We start from the raw sequence: 15,861 nt of genomic DNA on the forward strand, positions 1-15,861 counted from the left end.
TCAGACGTCGAAGAACACGGTCTCGTTCTCGCCCTGCAGGTGAATGTCGAGGACGTAGGCCGGCACGTCCCCGCGCATCTCGCGCCGCGCGACCAGCGTCCGGCGCCGCGCCGGCGGCTCGATCATGCGCAGCACCGGGTCCTCGGCGTTCGCGGCCTCCTCGTCCTCGAAGTAGAGCCGGGTGGAGAGCCCGATGTTGAGCCCGCGCGCGACGATCCAGAGGTTCACATGCGGCGCCATCCGCCGGTGGCCGTGGCGGCCGGCGACGCGGCCGGGCCTGATCGTCTCGAAGGACCACAGCCCCGTCTCGAAATCCGTCCCCGTGCGAGCCCAGCCGCGGAACCCCTCGTCGCGCGGGCCCGGCTGGCGGTCGGCCGGGTGGGGGTAGCGGCCGAAGCTGTCGGCCTGCCAGATCTCGACCAGCGCGTCGCGCACCAGCGTGCCGGAACCGTCGAGGATGCGGCCCTCGATGCGGATGCGTTCGCCCTTCGTGGCGGGGCCGACCGGCGCCTCGCCCAGGTTGTTGTCGAAGATGTCGAAGCCGGCCTGTCGGGGGATCAGGCCGATATGCACGTAGGGGCCGGCGGTCTGCGACGGCGTCTCGGGCAGGTAGCCCAGCTCGTTCGGGGCGATCATCGGCTCAGTTCCCCTGCAGCTTGTTCTCGAACAGCGTGGAGCGCGTGCCGCGCAGCACGATGTCCCAGCGATAGGCGAGCGTGTCGAGCGGCACCGAGGCGTCGAGGTCGAGCCGCGCCACCAGCCTCTCGCGCGCGGCGGCGTCGGGGATGGTGTTGATGATGGCATCGTGGCGGATCAGCGGGTCGCCCTCGAAATACATCTGGGTGATCAGCCGCTGCGCGAAGCCGCTGCCGAAGACGGAGAAGTGGATATGCGCCGGGCGCCAGTCGTTCACGCGGTTGCGGAACGGGTAGGGGCCGGGCTTCACCGTGCGGAAGAAGTAGCGCCCCTCGGCATCCGTCAGGCAGCGGCCGCAGCCGCCGAAATTCGGGTCGATGGCGCCAAGGTAGGTGTCGTTGCGGTGCCGGTAGCGGCCGGAGGCGTTGGCTTGCCAGAATTCCACCAGCGTGCCCGCGACCGGGCGCGCATTGCCGTCCAGCACGCGGCCATGGACGATGATGCGTTCCCCGATCGCCTCGCCGTCCTTCGCGTAGTTGCGGAGGAGGTCGTTGTCGAGCGGGCCGAGGTCACCCTGGCCGAAGACGGGGCCGGTCACCTCCGAAAGGCTGTTCTGCAGCGACCACAGCGGCCGCGTCGGGCCGCGGAAGACGCTGGTCTTGTAGATGGGCGTGACGGCGGGGGGGTGCTGCCCCCGGTCGCGCTGGATGAACTCGCCATCGGGGATCATGGTCGTCCTTCCTCCGTAGGGCATTCCGGCGCCGCGGCCCTGCCGTGCTCCGCCGTGGCAGCTTGACACTAATTAACCAAATAGTCCATAGCCGCCGGCAAGCCAGCCCGCCCCCGCGCGGGAGGAGGACCCGCCAATGCCGAGCGTCACCCCGCACGCCACCCCCGACCACGACCCCAGCACCTGGCCCGCCGTGCTCTGCGGCCTGATCGGCACCGGCATCGGCGCGTCCCGCAGCCCCGCCCTGCATGAGCGCGAAGGCGCGGCGCAGCGGCTTCGCAGCACCTACCGGCTGATCGACCTCGCCGCGCTCGGCCTCGGGGTGGAGGCGCTGGAGGAACTGCTGGTCGCGGCGCAGCGGCTGGGCTTCGCCGGGCTCAACATCACCCATCCCTGCAAGCAGGCCGTCCTGCCGCTGCTCGACGATCTGTCGGAGGATGCGCGCGCGCTCGGCGCGGTGAACACCGTGGTCCTGAAGGATGGCCGGCGCATCGGCCACAACACCGACTGGTGGGGCTATGCCGAGGGTTTCCGGCGCGGCCTGCCTGGCGTGCCGATGGGCCGCGTCGTGCAACTCGGCGCGGGCGGGGCGGGGGCGGCGGTGGCGCATGCGGCGCTCACCCTCGGCGCCGGCTGCCTGACCGTGTTCGACACCGACGCGGCGCGCGCCGCGGCGCTGGCCGCCGACCTTGGCGCCCGCTTCGGCGCGGGCCGGGCCGAGGCGGGGATGGACCTCGATGCCGCGATGGCGCGCGCCGACGGGCTGATCAACTGCACGCCGGTCGGCATGGCGAAATACCCCGGCACGCCTCTGCCGGTCACCTTGCTCCGCCCCGGCATCTGGGTGTCCGAGATCATCTACTTCCCGCTCGAGACCGAATTGCTGCGCGCCGCGCGCCGCATCGGCTGCCGCACGCTCGACGGCGGCGGCATGGCGGTGTTCCAGGCGGTGGAGGCCTTCCGCCTGTTCACCGGCATCACGCCCGACCATGAGCGGATGCTGCGCCACTTCGCGTCGATGTAGCGCGACGGCGCGCCGGCGCGCCCGCGTCAGCCGCCCGCCTCGATCGCGGCGAGCGTGCCGGCGCTGAGCGCCGGCAGGGCGGCCGCGGCGCGCTGGGCGGCGGCCGCCTCGCCCCCCTGCGCCGCGCTCTCGATCTCGGCCATCAGGTCGGCCAGCGGGCGCGCCCCGGCCATGCGGGCCGCGCCCTTCAGCCGGTGCGCCGCCGCGGCCGCCGTCGCCAGGTCACCCGCCGCCAGCGCCGCCAGCACCGCGTCGCGGTCGCGCCGCACCCCTTCGCGGAAGGTCGCGATCAGCCCCGCAAGGCGGGCGGGGTCGGAGCCGAAAAGCCCGCGCAGCGCCTCCGGGTCCCACAGCAGGGCGGGTGGCGGCTGCGCCGGGCGCGACGCCTGCGGCAGGAACCGGCCCAGCGCGCGGGCCAGCGCCTCCATCGCCAGCGGCTTCGGCAGGAAGCTGTCCATGCCGGCGGCGAAGCAGCGCTCGTCCTCCCCCTTCAGCGCATTCGCCGTCACCGCGACCAGCGCGGTGCGGCCGAGCGCGGGGTCCGCCGCCTCCTCCCGCCGGATCGCGCGGGCGAGGTCGAGCCCGTCCATCACCGGCATGTGCAGGTCCACCAGCGCGACCCGGTGCCGCCGGGCCCGCCAAAGTTCCAGCGCGCGCGCCCCGTCCTCGGCCATGTCGGCGATGCAGCCCAGCAGTTCCAGCTGACGGCCCAGCACCTCGCGGTTCACCGGGTGGTCGTCCACCACCAGCAGCCGCGGCGCCGTCCCCGCGCCGTCCGGCGCCATCGGCGCGGCAGCCGCCGCCGACTCGGTCGCCGCGAAAGGGTCCGCCGGGTCGAGCCGGAGCGTGACCGCGAAGCGGCTGCCGCGCCCGGGCGTGCTCTCCACCGTCACGTCGCCGCCCATCATCCGCGCCAGCCGCCGCACGATCGACAGGCCGAGCCCGGTGCCGCCGTAGCGGCGGGTAGTGGAGCTGTCGGCCTGCGCGAAGGGTTCGAACAGGCGCGCCATCTGGTCGGGCGTCATGCCGACGCCGCTGTCCTCGACCTGCAGCGCCACCTCGACGCTGCCGCCCGCCAGCCGCGTCCCGGACTGCACGCGAACGAAGCCGCGTTCGGTGAACTTGATGGCGTTGCCGACCAGGTTGAACAGGATCTGCCGCACCCGCACCGGGTCGCCCGCCACCATGTCCGGCCCCGTGCCGGGCGGGTCGGCGAAGATGTGCAGGCCCTTGTTCCGCGCCTGCACCGCCAGCGTGTCCACCGCGCCCCCCACCAGGCCACGGAGCGAGAAGGGCAGGCTCTCCAGCTCCATCCGCCCCGCCTCGATCTTCGAGAAGTCGAGAAGGTCGTCGATGATCCGCAGCAGCGCACCCGCGCTCTCCCGCATCACCGCGATGCAGCGCGCCTGGCCCTCGCCGGGCGGCGTGCGTTCCAGCACCTCGATCATGCCGAGCACGCCGTTCATCGGCGTGCGGATCTCGTGCGACATGGCGGCGAGGAAGGCGGATTTCGCGCGGTTCGCCGCTTCAGCCGCGTCGCGCGCGGCGGCAAGCTGGGCGTCCCGACGCGCGCGGTCGGCCCCGGGCGCCTCCCCCTGCGGCGCCGGCGCGGCGATCGCGGTGGCCGCCAGCATCACCCCGTCCGGCAGGCGGCGGAGAAGGATGCGGAAGCGGCGGCCCCCGGGGGTGAGCCAGTCGGTCGCGCGCTCCTCCCCGCCCGCCCCGGGCAGCCAGGTGGCAGGGTCCCCGGGCGCCGCGACGGCAGGGTTGAGGTGGGCGGCGTGCCGGCCGATGGCGGCCAGCACCCCGCTGAGCGTCGCGCCCGGCCGCAGCGCCGCATCCCCTTCCGGCAGCAGCTCGCGCATCTGCGGGTTGGCCGAGGCGAGCCGCCCGTCGGCGGCGAACAGGGCGAGGGGCTCCCCGAGATGGAGGAAGGCCTGCGCCTGCAGCCGGGCGGTCTCCTCCGGCGTCGGCACGGGGTGGAGAAGGGGGTGCATCGGCGCAGCATGGCCGCTTTCGCGCCATCCCGCAGCGGGGGCACCGCGCCGGAGCGTTTCGCCTGTTTCATCGGCCGTCCGCCCCGGCGCACGGGAATCCCCTTGGCGCGGCCCGGCGCGGGTTGCACTCTGCGCCGCCGCTCCGGGGGGTCCGATGGCTGGCGGGACGACCGCGCTGCTCGTGGTGGAGGACGATCCGTTCCAGCGGGAGGCTGTCTGCGCCTATCTCTCGGGCCAGGGCTTCGCGGTGGACGGCGTGGGCGACGGCGCCGCCTTCCGCGCCGCGCTGCGGTCCGGCCTGCCCGACGCCGCGTTGCTCGATGTCGGGCTGCCGGGGGCCGAGGATGGCGTCGCGCTGGCGCGCTGGCTGCGCGCGCAGTCGCCGACGGTGGGCATCATCATGCTGACCGCGGCGGGAGAGCTGGTGGACCGCGTCGCCGGCCTGGAATCCGGCGCCGACGACTACATCACCAAGCCCTTCGAACCGCGCGAGCTGTTGGCGCGGCTGCGGGCGGTGATGCGCCGTGCCGCCACCCCCGCTCATGGCCCGGCCGCCCCCGGTCCGCTGCCGCCGGGCGCCGTCCGCATCGGCGGCGCGGTGCTGCACCTGAAATCCGGCATCCTGGTCACCGCCGAAGGGCGCGAGGACCGGCTCACCGACGGCGAGTTCAGCCTCCTCCGCCTCCTCGTCGAACATCCGGGCCGCGCCCTGCACCGCGACTGGCTGCTCGAGCGCATCTCGGGCGAGGAGGAGCCGGAGGCCTTCGACCGCGCGATCGACCTCCGCATCATGCGCCTGCGGCGGAAGGTGGAGCGGGTCCCGGGCCGGCCGATGGCGATCCGCACCGTGCGCGGCGTCGGCTACCTGTTCGACCCCGAGGCGGGCTGAACCCCGGCCCGCCCGGTCAATGCCGCTGCGCGGCCCAGGCGATGGCCGTGCGCGCGAGCGCGTCGATCGTGTCGCAGACCGGGAAGGGCAGGGCGGGGCCGGCGGCGATGCCGAGCGGGATCTCCGTGCAGCCCAGCACCACCGCGCGCGCTCCGCGAGCCACCAGCACGCGCGCCGCCTCGGCCAGCGGGCGATGGGCCTCGGCGACGCGGTTCGCCTTCACCTCGGCGATGGCGGGGGAGACGAGGCGCCGCATCTCCTCGGGCGAGGGGACGAGGCAGCGCCAGCCCCGCGGCTCCAGACGGTCCTGGTAGAGCCGCATCGCCAGCGTGCCCTCCGTGCCCATCACCCCGATCGGACCTGGCGCGACGCCAAGCCGCCGCAGCTCCGCCTCCGCCGCGTCGACGATGTGCAGGATCGGCAGCGTCGTCGCCGCCTGCATCGCGTCGAACCAGCCATGGGCGGTGTTGCAGGGGATGGCGACGGCGCCGCAGCCCGCCCCCTCCAGCCCGCGCAGGCCACGCAGCAGCGCGGGCAGCGGGTCCTCCCCGCCGCCCAGGCGGGCCGCCGTGCGGTCCGGCACGCGCGGGTCGGACCACAGCACGGAGGGGACATGGTCCTGGTCGCGCGCCGCCGGCGTCAGCAGCGTCAGGCGCAGCATGAACTGCGCGGAGGCCAGCGGCCCCATGCCGCCGAGGACGCCGAGGATGCGTGTCATAGGCCCAGCCCGTCCCACACCAGCTTCGTGCCGCTCATGCCCAGCATGACGTAGATGATCCTGTAGAAGACCACGTCGCTCATCCGCCCCGCCAGCCAGACGCCGAGCCGCACGCCGACCGGCGCCAGCGGCAGCAGCAGCAGGCTGGTCAGCAGGTTGCCCGCGGAAAGCTGCCCGAGGAAGTAGTAGGGCACGAGCTTGACGTAGTTCATCACGCCGAAGAACACGACCGTGGTCGCCGCCAGCGCCCCGCGGTCGAGCCGCAGCGGATAGAGATAGACCGCCAGCGGCGGCCCTCCGGCATGCGCGATGGTGGAGGTGAAGCCCGACACCGCGCCCCAGAAGCCCCCCTTCGCCCGGTTCGGCGCCGAGGCGGGTGGCGCCGCGCGCCCCGGCCGCGCCTGCCACAGGCTGCGCGCCAGGAAGACCAGCGCGATGGCCCCGACCATCAGCTTCACCGCCCGGTCGCCCATCGTCCCGAAGGCGGCGGTGCCGAGCGCGATGCCCGCCAGGCCGCCCGGCAGCACGGCGAGCAATTCCCGCCGGCTCCACCGCCCCCACCAGGCCCGCAGGCCGGCGATGTCCATGGCGCAGAGCACCGGCAGCGCGATGCCGGCCGCCTGCGGCGCGGGGATGGCCAGCGCCATCAGCGGCACCGCCAGGTTGCCCCCGCCCGACGCGAAGCCGCCCTTGCTGATGCCGGAGACGAGGAAGGCGGGGATGGCGAGCGCCCAGAAGAGCGGGTCCGTGATGATGGGCATGCGCGCAGCCTAGCCCCGGGCCCCGCCGGGCGGCAGCCGATTCAGGCGGCGATGCATGGCTGCCTGTCCCGACATGCGGGTGACGCAGGCCCCCCGAGGCCTTATGTCGCGCCCGCTGACCTTTTCCGCGGGACCGATTCCGATGGACTTCATGCAAGACCCGATCTGGCTCGCCGGCCTCGCCGCGGCGATGGCGGTCACTGGCCTGGTGTCGGGCACGCTCGCGGGGCTGCTCGGCGTCGGGGGCGGCATCGTCATCGTGCCGGTGCTGTTCAACGTCTTCCCGCTGTTCGGCATCGCGGAGGCGGTGCAGATGAAGCTCGCGGTCGGGACCAGCCTGGCCACCATCATCCCGACCTCCATCCAGTCCGCGCGGAAGCACTTCGCCAAGGGCACGATGGATGTCGCGCTGCTGCGCAGCCTTGCGCCTTCCATCGCGGTGGGCGTGCTGCTCGGCACCCTGCTGGCGATCTGGCTGAAGGGCGGGGCGCTGACGCTGGTCTTCGCGCTGGTCGCCGTTGCGGTCGCGCTGAACATGGGCCTGACGGGGGTGGAATGGCGCCTGCGGGAGAGCTTCCCCTCCGGCGCGCCGCGGCACGGCATCGGCGGCTTCATCGGCACGGTCAGCGCCATGATGGGCATCGGCGGCGGCACGGTGGGGGTGCCGATCCTGTCGATGTTCGGCGCGCCGATCCGCGGCGCGGTCGCCACCGCCAGCGCCTTCGGCATCATCATCGCGGTGCCGGCGACCATCGGCTTCGTCTGGGCGGGATTGGGCAATCCGCTGCTGCCGCCGGCCAGCCTCGGCTACGTCAACCTGATCGGCTTCGCGCTGATCGTGCCGACCTCGATGCTGGCGGCGCCCTGGGGCGTGAAGCTGGCGCACAGCATCCCGCCGCTTCTGCTGAAGCGCGCCTTCGCCGCCTTCCTGGCGGTCACCGCGCTCCGGATGTTCTACAGCCTGCTGGCCTGAGGCCGGCGGGCCCTGGCGGGCGGATCACGGCCGCCAGGGCAGGGTGCCCGCCGGCAGCCGCCGCGCCGCCAGCGTCGCCGCCGCCATCAGCGCCGCCATCAGGCCGAGCGCCAGGCAGGACACCGCGGCGGCGAGCGGCGACTGGCCGCTTTCCTGAAGACCGAAGACCAGCACGCCGAGCGTCTGCGTCCCCGGCCCGTAGAGCAGGGAGGAGACGGTCACCTCGTTCACCGCGGTGATCGCCACCAGGATGCCGCCCGCAGCGAGGGCCGGGGCCATCGGCGGCAGGTGGACGCGCAGGATGCGCCGCCACGCCCCCGCCCCCATCCCGCGCGCCGCATCGTCGAGCAGCGGGTCGAGCCGCGCCGCCGCCGCCGCCGCCGGACGCAACGCCAGCGCCTGGAAGCGGGTGAGATAGGCGAACAGGATCAGGCCGAGCGTGCCGTACAGCGCGCCCCCGCCCGGCAGCGTCAGCACCACCAGGATCGCCGCCACCCCCGTGCAGGCGCCAGGCAGCGCATAGGGCAGGTCCGCCGCGGCCCCCGCCGCGCGCACCGCCCGCGCGCGCATCGCCAGTGCCACCGGCAGCGCCGTCGCCGCCAGCAGCACCGCCGCGCCGAGCGACAGCAGCAGCGAATTCGCGAAGGCCGCGGCGGTGTTCGCCCCCGGCGCCAGCGCGGCGGCGAAGTGCCGCGTGGTGGCCGTCGCGGCCGTCAGCTCCACCCCGAGCGCCGGCACCAGCGCCGCCGCCACCAGCGCCGCCAGCGGCAGGCCGAGCACCACCAGCAGATAGGCCAGCACCGCCGCAATCACGCCGCTGCGCGCCCGCCCCAGCGGCAGCGGCGCGAAGCCCATCCTTCCCGAAGCCGGTACCCGCCGCGCCGCCCCGGCCTGGACCAGCAGCGCGGGCGCCGCCATCGCCGCCAGCAGCAGGGCGAGCGACGCCGCCTGCGCCAGCGATGCCGCCCCGCCGGAGGACAGCCGCTGCCAGATCATCACCGGCAGCACCGGCACCCGCGCCGGGATGCCGATCAGCGCGCCCACGCCGAAATTGCCGAGCGCCGCGACATAGGCGAGCCCCGCCCCCGCCAGCAGCCCCGGTGCCAGCAGCGGCCAGACCGCGCGGCGCAGCGCCTGCCCCGGCCCGGCGCCCAGCCCGCGGGCGGCCAGCACCACCTCGCCCGGGACCCGTCGCAGCAGCGCCGCGACGGCCAGCATCACCAGCGGCGCCCCCTGCACGCCGAGCAGCACCACCATGCCCGCCGGGCCGTGGACCGGATTGGGCGTGCCGATCGGCGGCGCCAGGTCGAGCGCCAGCAGCAGGGGAGAGGCCGGGCCGCCCGCCTGGATCCAGCCCAGCGCCATGACCTGCGCCGGCACCAGTGCCGGCAGCACCGCGCAGAAGACCAGCACGGGGCGTCCCGGAACCTCGCGCAGCAGCAGCGCCCAGGCCAGCGCCGCGCCGATCACCGTCGCCAGCCCCGCCGCGCCGAGCGAGACGAGCAGCGAGTTCAGCGCCGCGCGCCACACCGCCGCTTCGGCGAGCATGGCGCCGAGCGCCGGCCCGCCCAGCGCCTCGGCCAGCAGGCGGAGCAGCGGCACCGCGCCGATGAGGATCAGCCAGCCCGCCGCCGCCGCCGGCAGCCCCCAGGCGGCGCCTGCGCGGCGGGCCGCGCGCATCGCCCCGCTTCCCGCCGCGCCGGCGGGCCGGGGCCGGTCCCGGCGCATCACCCCCCGGACAGCGCCGCGAAGCGCCGCAGCGTCTCCTCCTGCTCGCGCGCGGCGCGGGCGGCGTCGAACGGCATGGTGCGGATGCCGCGCGGGTCGGGGAAGCCGGGCGGGGGTGCAACCTCTGGGTCGGCGGGGAGGAAGCCCTGGCGGGATGCCAGTTCCTGCCCCTCACGCGACAGCAGGAAGCCCAGGAAGGCCAGCGCGGCGGGGACGTTGCGCGCGGTGGAGAGGATGGCCGCGGGTTCGGTGATGGCGCTGACCCCGTCCTCGGGGAAGACGAAGCGCAGCGGCGCGCCGGCCCGGGCTTCCCGGATCGGCAGGTAGTCGATGGCGATGCCGAAGGCGCGCTCCGCCCCCGCCACCGCCTGGATCACCGGCCCGTTGCCGCCGCGCGCCTGCACGCCATGGGCGACCAGGCGTTCGACATAGCCCCAGCCGAGCGCCGGGTTCTGCGCCAGCGCCAGCAGGTGGACGGCGGCCGCGCCGGAGACGGCGGGCGAGGGCATGGCCACCTGGTTGCGCGCGCGCGGCTGCAGCAGGTCCTCCCACCGCCGCGGCACGAAGGGCGCGCGGGCGTGGTGCAGGATGCCGGTGGTGATCAGCTTGGTGCCGAAATAGGTGCGCCCGGGGTCGATATGCTCGGCGGGGATGCCGCCGGTGGCCAGTTCGGGGCTCGGGCGCAGGCGGCCCTCGGCCTTCAGCGCCTCGAAGGTCAGGCTGTCCGCCAGCAGCAGCAGGTCGGGGCGTGGGGCGCCGGCGGCGATCTCGGCGCGCAGGCGGGTCATGATCTGGCCGGTGCCGCCGCGGATCCACTCCACCGCCACGGCCGGGTGGCGGCGGCGGAAGGCGTCCACCGTCTGCGCCGCGTCCGGCTCCAGCTGGGAGGTGTAGAGCACCAGCGGGCCGGAAGGCTGCTGCGCGCGGGCGTGCCGCGGCCATGCCGCCAGCCCTGCCAGCCCCAGGCCAAGATCGCGCCGCCGCATCCGCCACCCCTCCGTCCTGCCGCGGCCCGTCCAGCGCCCGGTCCGCGAAGGCGGACCCGCCCCGGCGGTGGATCGGCCGCCCGATGGGCTGCCGCGACGTCATCCAGGAAACCGGGGCACGCTGTAGCGGCCCCGGGCGGAGCCGGGGAGGGGGGCTGCGTGACCTTCGCGTGGCAATCCCGCCCGGTCAGGGCTGCGTCATGAAATTGGATGTGGCGCTGGCGCGGGAGATGAGGGCGGTCAGCGCCGGGTCCTCATGCCCGTATTCGTCGGTCAGCACCTCCATCGGACAGAAATACTCGTGCGGCTGGGGCATCTGCGTCTTCAGGAAGCCGTCATAGATGCGCGACTTCAGGCCATACAGCACGCGCATGTCGCGCACCGGCAGGACCAGCGGCTCCACCGGTGCTTCGCGCAGCAGGCGGATCAGCTGCCAGCGGGCGATGGTCTGGCCCGGCTCGACCGGCTCCATCAGCCATGCGACCGGGCAGACCACGAGGAGGGAGGTGGTGGACGGGGCGAAGCGCGCGCGCTTGTCCTGCAGGTTGGAGATGGAACTGCAGGCCTCGATGCAGAGGATGTCCGCCCACCGGTCGGCCGGATCCGGGCTGAAATGCAGCCAGAGCCCGTCCGGGATGGTGCGGTAGGTGTTGGTGCCGGGCAGCTTCAGGAAGGGCTGGCCGACAGGCGACATGTCCGGCCGCCCGCGCAGCCAGGTGCCCGGTTGCTTCGCGCTGGGCCGCGAGCCGGGCGGGTGCTGCGGCCAACGGCGCAGGCGCATGCGGACGATGTCGTCAGCCCTGACCTTCGAAGGGGCGCGACGCCACTCTCTCATGGGTTTTGTGTTCTCCAGGCGATATCAACTTATTGTTGATAATCACGGCCATTCCCTTTCCGAATCAAGGCACAATCGGCGCATGCAGGCTGTTTTTGCACGTTGAGGTTGAATGTTCCTGATAAGTACTTATTCCTGGATTGGCCGTCAGCGAAGGACTGCACGTTCCTTAGGGATGCCGGTACCGGCGATCCTGGCAGGAGTATTCCTGGGAAGTCAGGATGCTGCCCGGCCGCCTTGAGACGGCACGCAAGCGAAAGCCCCGCCTGGCATCCCGGGCGGGGCTTGCTGTCCGTGGATGGAAGGGGACCTGCGTCCCCTCGGTCGTCTCAGCCGCGCCGGTCGACCGCCACGTAGTCGCGGCGGGCCGGGCCGGTGTAGATCTGGCGCGGACGGCCGATGCGCTGGGCCGGGTCCTCGATCATCTCCTTCCACTGCGACACCCAGCCGACGGTGCGCGCCACGGCGAAGATCACCGTGAACATGCTCGTCGGGATGCCCATCGCCTTGAGGATGATGCCCGAGTAGAAATCGACGTTCGGATACAGCTTGCGGCTGACGAAGTAGTCGTCTTCCAGCGCCACCTTTTCCAGCGCCATCGCCAGGTCCAGCAGCGGTTCGTCCTTGATGCCGAGTTCGCCGAGCACCTCGTGGCAGGACTGCTGCATGATCTTCGCGCGCGGGTCGAAGTTCTTGTACACGCGATGGCCGAAGCCCATCAGCTTCACGCCGGAGTTCTTGTCCTTCACCTTCTCGATGAAGGAGGGGATGTTGTCGACATGGCCGATCTCGGCCAGCATCTTCAGCACCGCCTCGTTCGCGCCGCCATGCGCCGGGCCCCACAGCGCCGCGATGCCCGCCGCGATGCAGGCGAAGGGGTTGGCGCCGGTCGAACCCGCGAGCCGCACGGTGGAGGTGGAGGCGTTCTGCTCGTGGTCCGCATGCAGGACCAGGATACGATCCATCGCCTTGGCCAGCACCGGCGAGACCTCGTAGGGCTCGGCCGGGACGGCGTTCAGCATGTAGAGGAAGTTCGCCGCGTAGCTCAGGTCGTTGCGCGGATAGACGAAGGGCTGGCCCAGCGCATACTTGTAGGCCATCGCCGCGATGGTCGGCACCTTCGCGATCAGCCGGAAGGCGGCGATGCGCCGCTGCTCCGGGTCGTTGATGTCGAGGTTGTCGTGGTAGAAGGCGGCGAGCGCGCCGACCACGCCGCACATCACCGCCATCGGGTGCGCGTCGCGGCGGAAGCCGTCGAAGAAGCGGCGGATCTGCTCATGCACCATCGTGTGGCGCGTCACGCCCCTGCGGAAGTCGGCAAGCTGCGCGGGCGTCGGCAGGTCGCCGTTCATCAGCAGATAGCAGACCTCGATGAAGTCGGAATTCTCGGCCAGCTGCTCGATCGGGTAGCCGCGGTACAGCAGCACGCCCTCGTCGCCGTCGATGTAGGTGATCTGGCTCTCGCAGCTCGCCGTCTCGCCATAGCCGGGGTCGAAGGTGAAGACGCCGAGATCCGCGTAGAGCTTGCGGATGTCCACCACGTCGGGGCCGATCGAACCCTTCAGCACCGGAAGGCGGGTGCTGCGGTTGCTGCCGTCGAGCGTGAAGGTGACGGAGCCGTTGGGCGTGGTGGCCATGTCCTGGATCCTCGCGGGGGGCTGGCGCCGCATGCTGCTCGCGGCACCGTTATGGTGCGGCGCAAGATAGAAGCGCCTGCGCCGGCTTGGCAATCAGTCCCCCGGAGCGCCGGGCCAGCATATTCGCGTGCGGGGGAGGGGACCGCTCAGTTGCGGCGGCGCCATTCCTCCGGACGGGTGAAGCCGCCGGCCCAGAGCCCGCGACCCGCCTGCCGGGCCTGCGCCTCCAGCACGGTCATCTCCGCATCCTCGGCATAGGCCAGCGCCCAGCCCGAGGCGACGAGGCCGGCATTCAGCTCCACCCCGCCCGCGTTGCAGCTGCCGAGCCCCCGCCCGAAGCGGTCCCGCCCGCGGACGCGGCACACAACCGACCGGCCATTGACCAGGCGGGACAGCGCCTCGGCCGCCGCCGCGCCGCAGTCGAACCAGCGCCCGGCCGCATCGGTGCAGGCCTGCCCCCGTTCCGGCGCGTCGATCGCGGCGAGGCGCAGCGTGCGGTCGCCCAGGCGCAGCGTGTCGCCATCCACCACCCGCACCTCGGCCGCCAGGGCCGACCAGTCCTGGTCCCGCGGGGCCGAGCCCATGAGGTCGGTCGGCACGCCCAGTCCGGACAGGCCCGCGACCATCAGCACCCCGGCCAGCGCGACCAGGGCGCTACGCCAGCGGCGGGGGGAAGCGGCGGGGCGGAAGATGCGACGGCGTCGAGACACGGGTGGTTCACCAGACTGGGGCCAACCCCTACCGCAGCGCCCAGTCCGGCCGCAACCCATTCATTTGTCTTGAATCCGACGCGGGATGGGAACCGTTCAGCCGGCTTCCCAGAAGGGGTCCGCGTCCATCAGCTCGGCCCAGGCCGAAGCCGCGCGGCCCCGCGCATGGCGCGCCCGCGCCAGCGCCCAGCCCTCCGCCACGCCGACCGCCCAGGCGGTGCCCGCCCCGCCGCCCGCAAGCGGGCCGACCAGGCCGCGCGCCACCGCGGTGTCGTTCGCCAGCCCGAACTCCTCCTGCACCGCGGCCAGGCGCTTGAGGAAGCGGCGTCCCTTCCTGCGCCCCCAGAGCGGGGCGAACAACTCCGCCACGTAGCGCATCCGCTTCCCGTCCAGCCGCAGGGCGTGGAATTCGGCATCCGGCAGGGCGTCGATCCGCGTCCCCGCCTCCGCCAGTCGCTTCCAGCGCCGGGCCAGCACGCCCGCGGCGAAGTCCGGCAGCGGCAGGTCGCGCGTCCCGGCCGCCTTCGGGTCATCCTCCATGCGCCAGGGCCGCGTCTCGGCCAGCGCGACGAGATCCCAGGCGAGGGCGCGGAATTCCGCCCCGCGCAGCGTCGCGCGCAACGCGCCATACGCCGCCTCGCGCCGGTCCCGCGCGGCGCGCAGCAGCGCGGCGATCCGCCTCTCCTCCGGCAGCGCCGCGGCGATGTCGGCGCCGAGCCCGCCGATCCACACATCCCAGTCGCGCGCCGGGCCCAGCACCGCCGCCAGCCCCTTCAGCGCCCCGTCGCAGCGCCGCAGCGCCGGCCCGTCCGCCGCCGGGCGGAAGGCGCGCAGCAGCGACCGCAGACGCCGGAGCGCCACGCGCATCTGGTGCACCCCGGTCGGGTCCTGCCCCGCCTCGGCCACCGGCGCGTGCCACAGCAGCACCTCGGCCAGGTGGCCGAGCGCAAGGACCAGCGCGGCCTCGACGCCGAGATCGGGGTCGAGCCGCGGCGCGCCGGCCCGGCGCGGCCGCGGCGGCTCGCCCAGCGCCAGCGCCCGCGCCTCCTCGGCCAGCGCGACCCGCGCAGGCAGCAGCGGCATCTCGGCCGCGGCCGCCGCCATGACCTCCAGCACCGCCCCCCGCGGGCCGGACAGGGTGAGCCGCGCCACCGGCGCCTCCGCCGCCACGGCGCGCAGCCGCCCGGACAGCAGCACCGCCTCCACCCCGCCGGCCAGCGACACGCAGCTGCGCCGGCCCTCGAAGGCGGCGAGCGGGACCAGCGGCGCGCCGCCCGCTTCCTCCGGCGCCTCGCCCGGCGCCAGCAGCGCGACAAGGGGATCCGGCGCGCCCGGGCGCCAGCCGGCATCCGCCTCCGGCAGCGCGCGCAGCAGCCGCAGGCTCCCGCGGCGCCCCTGTTCCAGCGCCAGCCCCCCGGCCGCCAGCGCGCCGCCGGCGGTGTCGAGCCAGGTCAGCGCCACCGCGCCGCCCCTGGTCCGCCCCGCGCGCCGGGCGGCGAAGGGGGCGGCGCGGAGCAGGCGTTCGGCCAGGGCCGGGTCAGGGGCGGCGACGAGGTGGCAGGACGGCTCGGCGGGCGCGTCGCTCACGCCATCGTCTCCACCGTGTCGCCGGGCTCGGCGCCCGGCAGTTCGGACGGCGTCAGGAAGCGCAGCAGGCGCGCATTGCCGGGCTCCAGCAGGTGCCAGGGCAGGGCGATGGCGAATTCGCTGAGGCTCGCGGTCGGGTAGCCCTCGGCCAGCCGCCGCGCGGCCGGCGTGCCCGCGCCCATCGCGGCCGGGCCGGGCAGCGCCATGGCCAGTTCGTGCAGGCCGGGATTGTGGCCGATCAGCAGCACGCTCCGCACCGTCTCCCGCACGCCGCGCAGCACGTCGAGCAGCCGCGGCCAGGGCGCGAGGTAGAGGTCGTCCATCGGCTCCACCAGCGGCGAGCCGTCGAGCGGCGCCAGCGCCTCCAGCGTCTGCAGCGTGCGCCGCGCGGAGGAGACCAGCACGAGGTCGGGCGCGAGGCCGAGGTCGCGCATCGCCGCCGCCATCCCCGCGGCGGCGCGGCGGCCGCGCGCGTTCAGCGGGCGGGCGTGGTCGGACAGGCGCGGATCGTCCCAGGAGGACTTGGCGTGCCGCAGCAGCAGCAATTGACGCATGGTGGCGGGAGCTAAGCACGGCCGGACGGTCCTGTCTGCCTCGCGCCACCCTTCCCGGCGGCGAAGCCGGCCCCATCTCCGCCGCGGATCGGGGAT

Annotated in this window: 15 protein-coding genes; 3 read left to right on the forward strand and 12 right to left on the reverse strand. The window is 74.2% G+C overall.

The features are described 5' to 3' along the window. Positions 1–636 carry a protocatechuate 3,4-dioxygenase subunit alpha gene (gene pcaG / locus ACK8OX_RS00570; RefSeq protein ID WP_430661960.1) on the reverse strand — a complete coding sequence of 212 codons (636 nt, stop codon included), beginning with the start codon at positions 634–636 and terminating at the stop codon, positions 1–3. A gap of 4 nt (positions 637–640) precedes the next feature. Next, a complete protein-coding gene (gene pcaH, locus ACK8OX_RS00575; RefSeq protein ID WP_430661961.1) occupies positions 641–1,366 on the reverse strand; it encodes a protocatechuate 3,4-dioxygenase subunit beta in 726 nt (241 codons plus the stop codon). A 136-nt stretch (positions 1,367–1,502) separates the two neighbouring features. Between pcaH and ACK8OX_RS00580 the strand changes: the two genes are divergently transcribed. Beyond that, on the forward strand, positions 1,503–2,390 hold the full coding sequence (locus ACK8OX_RS00580; protein ID WP_430661962.1) for a shikimate dehydrogenase: 888 nt from the start codon (positions 1,503–1,505) through the stop codon (positions 2,388–2,390). A gap of 26 nt (positions 2,391–2,416) precedes the next feature. Here the strand turns inward: ACK8OX_RS00580 and ACK8OX_RS00585 are convergent, their stop codons facing one another. Beyond that, entirely contained in the window at positions 2,417–4,387 is a 1,971-nt protein-coding gene (locus ACK8OX_RS00585; protein ID WP_430661963.1) for an ATP-binding protein, read from the reverse strand. A 154-nt stretch (positions 4,388–4,541) separates the two neighbouring features. Between ACK8OX_RS00585 and ACK8OX_RS00590 the strand changes: the two genes are divergently transcribed. Next, positions 4,542–5,276: a response regulator transcription factor gene (locus ACK8OX_RS00590; protein ID WP_430661964.1), complete on the forward strand. Its 735-nt coding sequence runs from the start codon at positions 4,542–4,544 to the stop codon at positions 5,274–5,276. Between the two features lie 16 nt (positions 5,277–5,292). On the opposite strand, the gene ACK8OX_RS00595 is transcribed toward ACK8OX_RS00590, so the two are convergent. Both ACK8OX_RS00595 and ACK8OX_RS00600 read right to left on the reverse strand, forming a co-directional pair. Further along, positions 5,293–5,994: an aspartate/glutamate racemase family protein gene (locus ACK8OX_RS00595; protein WP_430661965.1), complete on the reverse strand. Its 702-nt coding sequence runs from the start codon at positions 5,992–5,994 to the stop codon at positions 5,293–5,295. Then, on the reverse strand, positions 5,991–6,755 hold the full coding sequence (locus tag ACK8OX_RS00600) for a sulfite exporter TauE/SafE family protein (protein ID WP_430661966.1): 765 nt from the start codon (positions 6,753–6,755) through the stop codon (positions 5,991–5,993). The genes ACK8OX_RS00595 and ACK8OX_RS00600 overlap by 4 nt, the downstream gene beginning before the upstream one ends. A 142-nt stretch (positions 6,756–6,897) precedes the next feature. Between ACK8OX_RS00600 and ACK8OX_RS00605 the strand changes: the two genes are divergently transcribed. Next, positions 6,898–7,728 carry a sulfite exporter TauE/SafE family protein gene (locus tag ACK8OX_RS00605; RefSeq protein WP_430661967.1) on the forward strand — a complete coding sequence of 277 codons (831 nt, stop codon included), beginning with the start codon at positions 6,898–6,900 and terminating at the stop codon, positions 7,726–7,728. A gap of 24 nt (positions 7,729–7,752) precedes the next feature. Here the strand turns inward: ACK8OX_RS00605 and ACK8OX_RS00610 are convergent, their stop codons facing one another. The 7 genes from ACK8OX_RS00610 to ACK8OX_RS00640 all read right to left on the reverse strand — a co-directional run bounded on the left by ACK8OX_RS00610 (position 7,753) and on the right by ACK8OX_RS00640 (position 15,765). Next, positions 7,753–9,408: an ABC transporter permease gene (locus ACK8OX_RS00610; protein WP_430661968.1), complete on the reverse strand. Its 1,656-nt coding sequence runs from the start codon at positions 9,406–9,408 to the stop codon at positions 7,753–7,755. Between the two features lie 47 nt (positions 9,409–9,455). Then, the gene (locus tag ACK8OX_RS00615; RefSeq protein WP_430661969.1) at positions 9,456–10,442 is read right to left on the reverse strand and encodes an ABC transporter substrate-binding protein; all 987 of its coding nucleotides are present in this window, start codon (positions 10,440–10,442) and stop codon (positions 9,456–9,458) included. A gap of 187 nt (positions 10,443–10,629) precedes the next feature. After that, the gene (locus tag ACK8OX_RS00620; RefSeq protein WP_430661970.1) at positions 10,630–11,136 is read right to left on the reverse strand and encodes a hypothetical protein; all 507 of its coding nucleotides are present in this window, start codon (positions 11,134–11,136) and stop codon (positions 10,630–10,632) included. 470 nt (positions 11,137–11,606) lie between these two features. After that, positions 11,607–12,914 carry a citrate synthase gene (gene gltA, locus ACK8OX_RS00625; RefSeq protein ID WP_430661971.1) on the reverse strand — a complete coding sequence of 436 codons (1,308 nt, stop codon included), beginning with the start codon at positions 12,912–12,914 and terminating at the stop codon, positions 11,607–11,609. Between the two features lie 146 nt (positions 12,915–13,060). Further along, entirely contained in the window at positions 13,061–13,624 is a 564-nt protein-coding gene (locus ACK8OX_RS00630) for a thermonuclease family protein (protein WP_430661972.1), read from the reverse strand. Positions 13,625–13,720: 96 nt separating this feature from the next. Continuing rightward, on the reverse strand, positions 13,721–15,211 hold the full coding sequence (locus tag ACK8OX_RS00635; protein ID WP_430661973.1) for a CHAD domain-containing protein: 1,491 nt from the start codon (positions 15,209–15,211) through the stop codon (positions 13,721–13,723). Continuing rightward, positions 15,208–15,765 (reverse strand): SixA phosphatase family protein, encoded by a 558-nt coding sequence (locus tag ACK8OX_RS00640; RefSeq protein ID WP_430661974.1) that lies wholly within the window; start codon positions 15,763–15,765, stop codon positions 15,208–15,210. Before ACK8OX_RS00640 ends, ACK8OX_RS00635 begins: the two co-directional genes overlap by 4 nt. Positions 15,766–15,861: the final 96 nt, after the last annotated feature.

The organism is Falsiroseomonas sp. CW058, from assembly GCF_050563535.1.
Lineage (GTDB): Bacteria > Pseudomonadota > Alphaproteobacteria > Acetobacterales > Acetobacteraceae > Falsiroseomonas.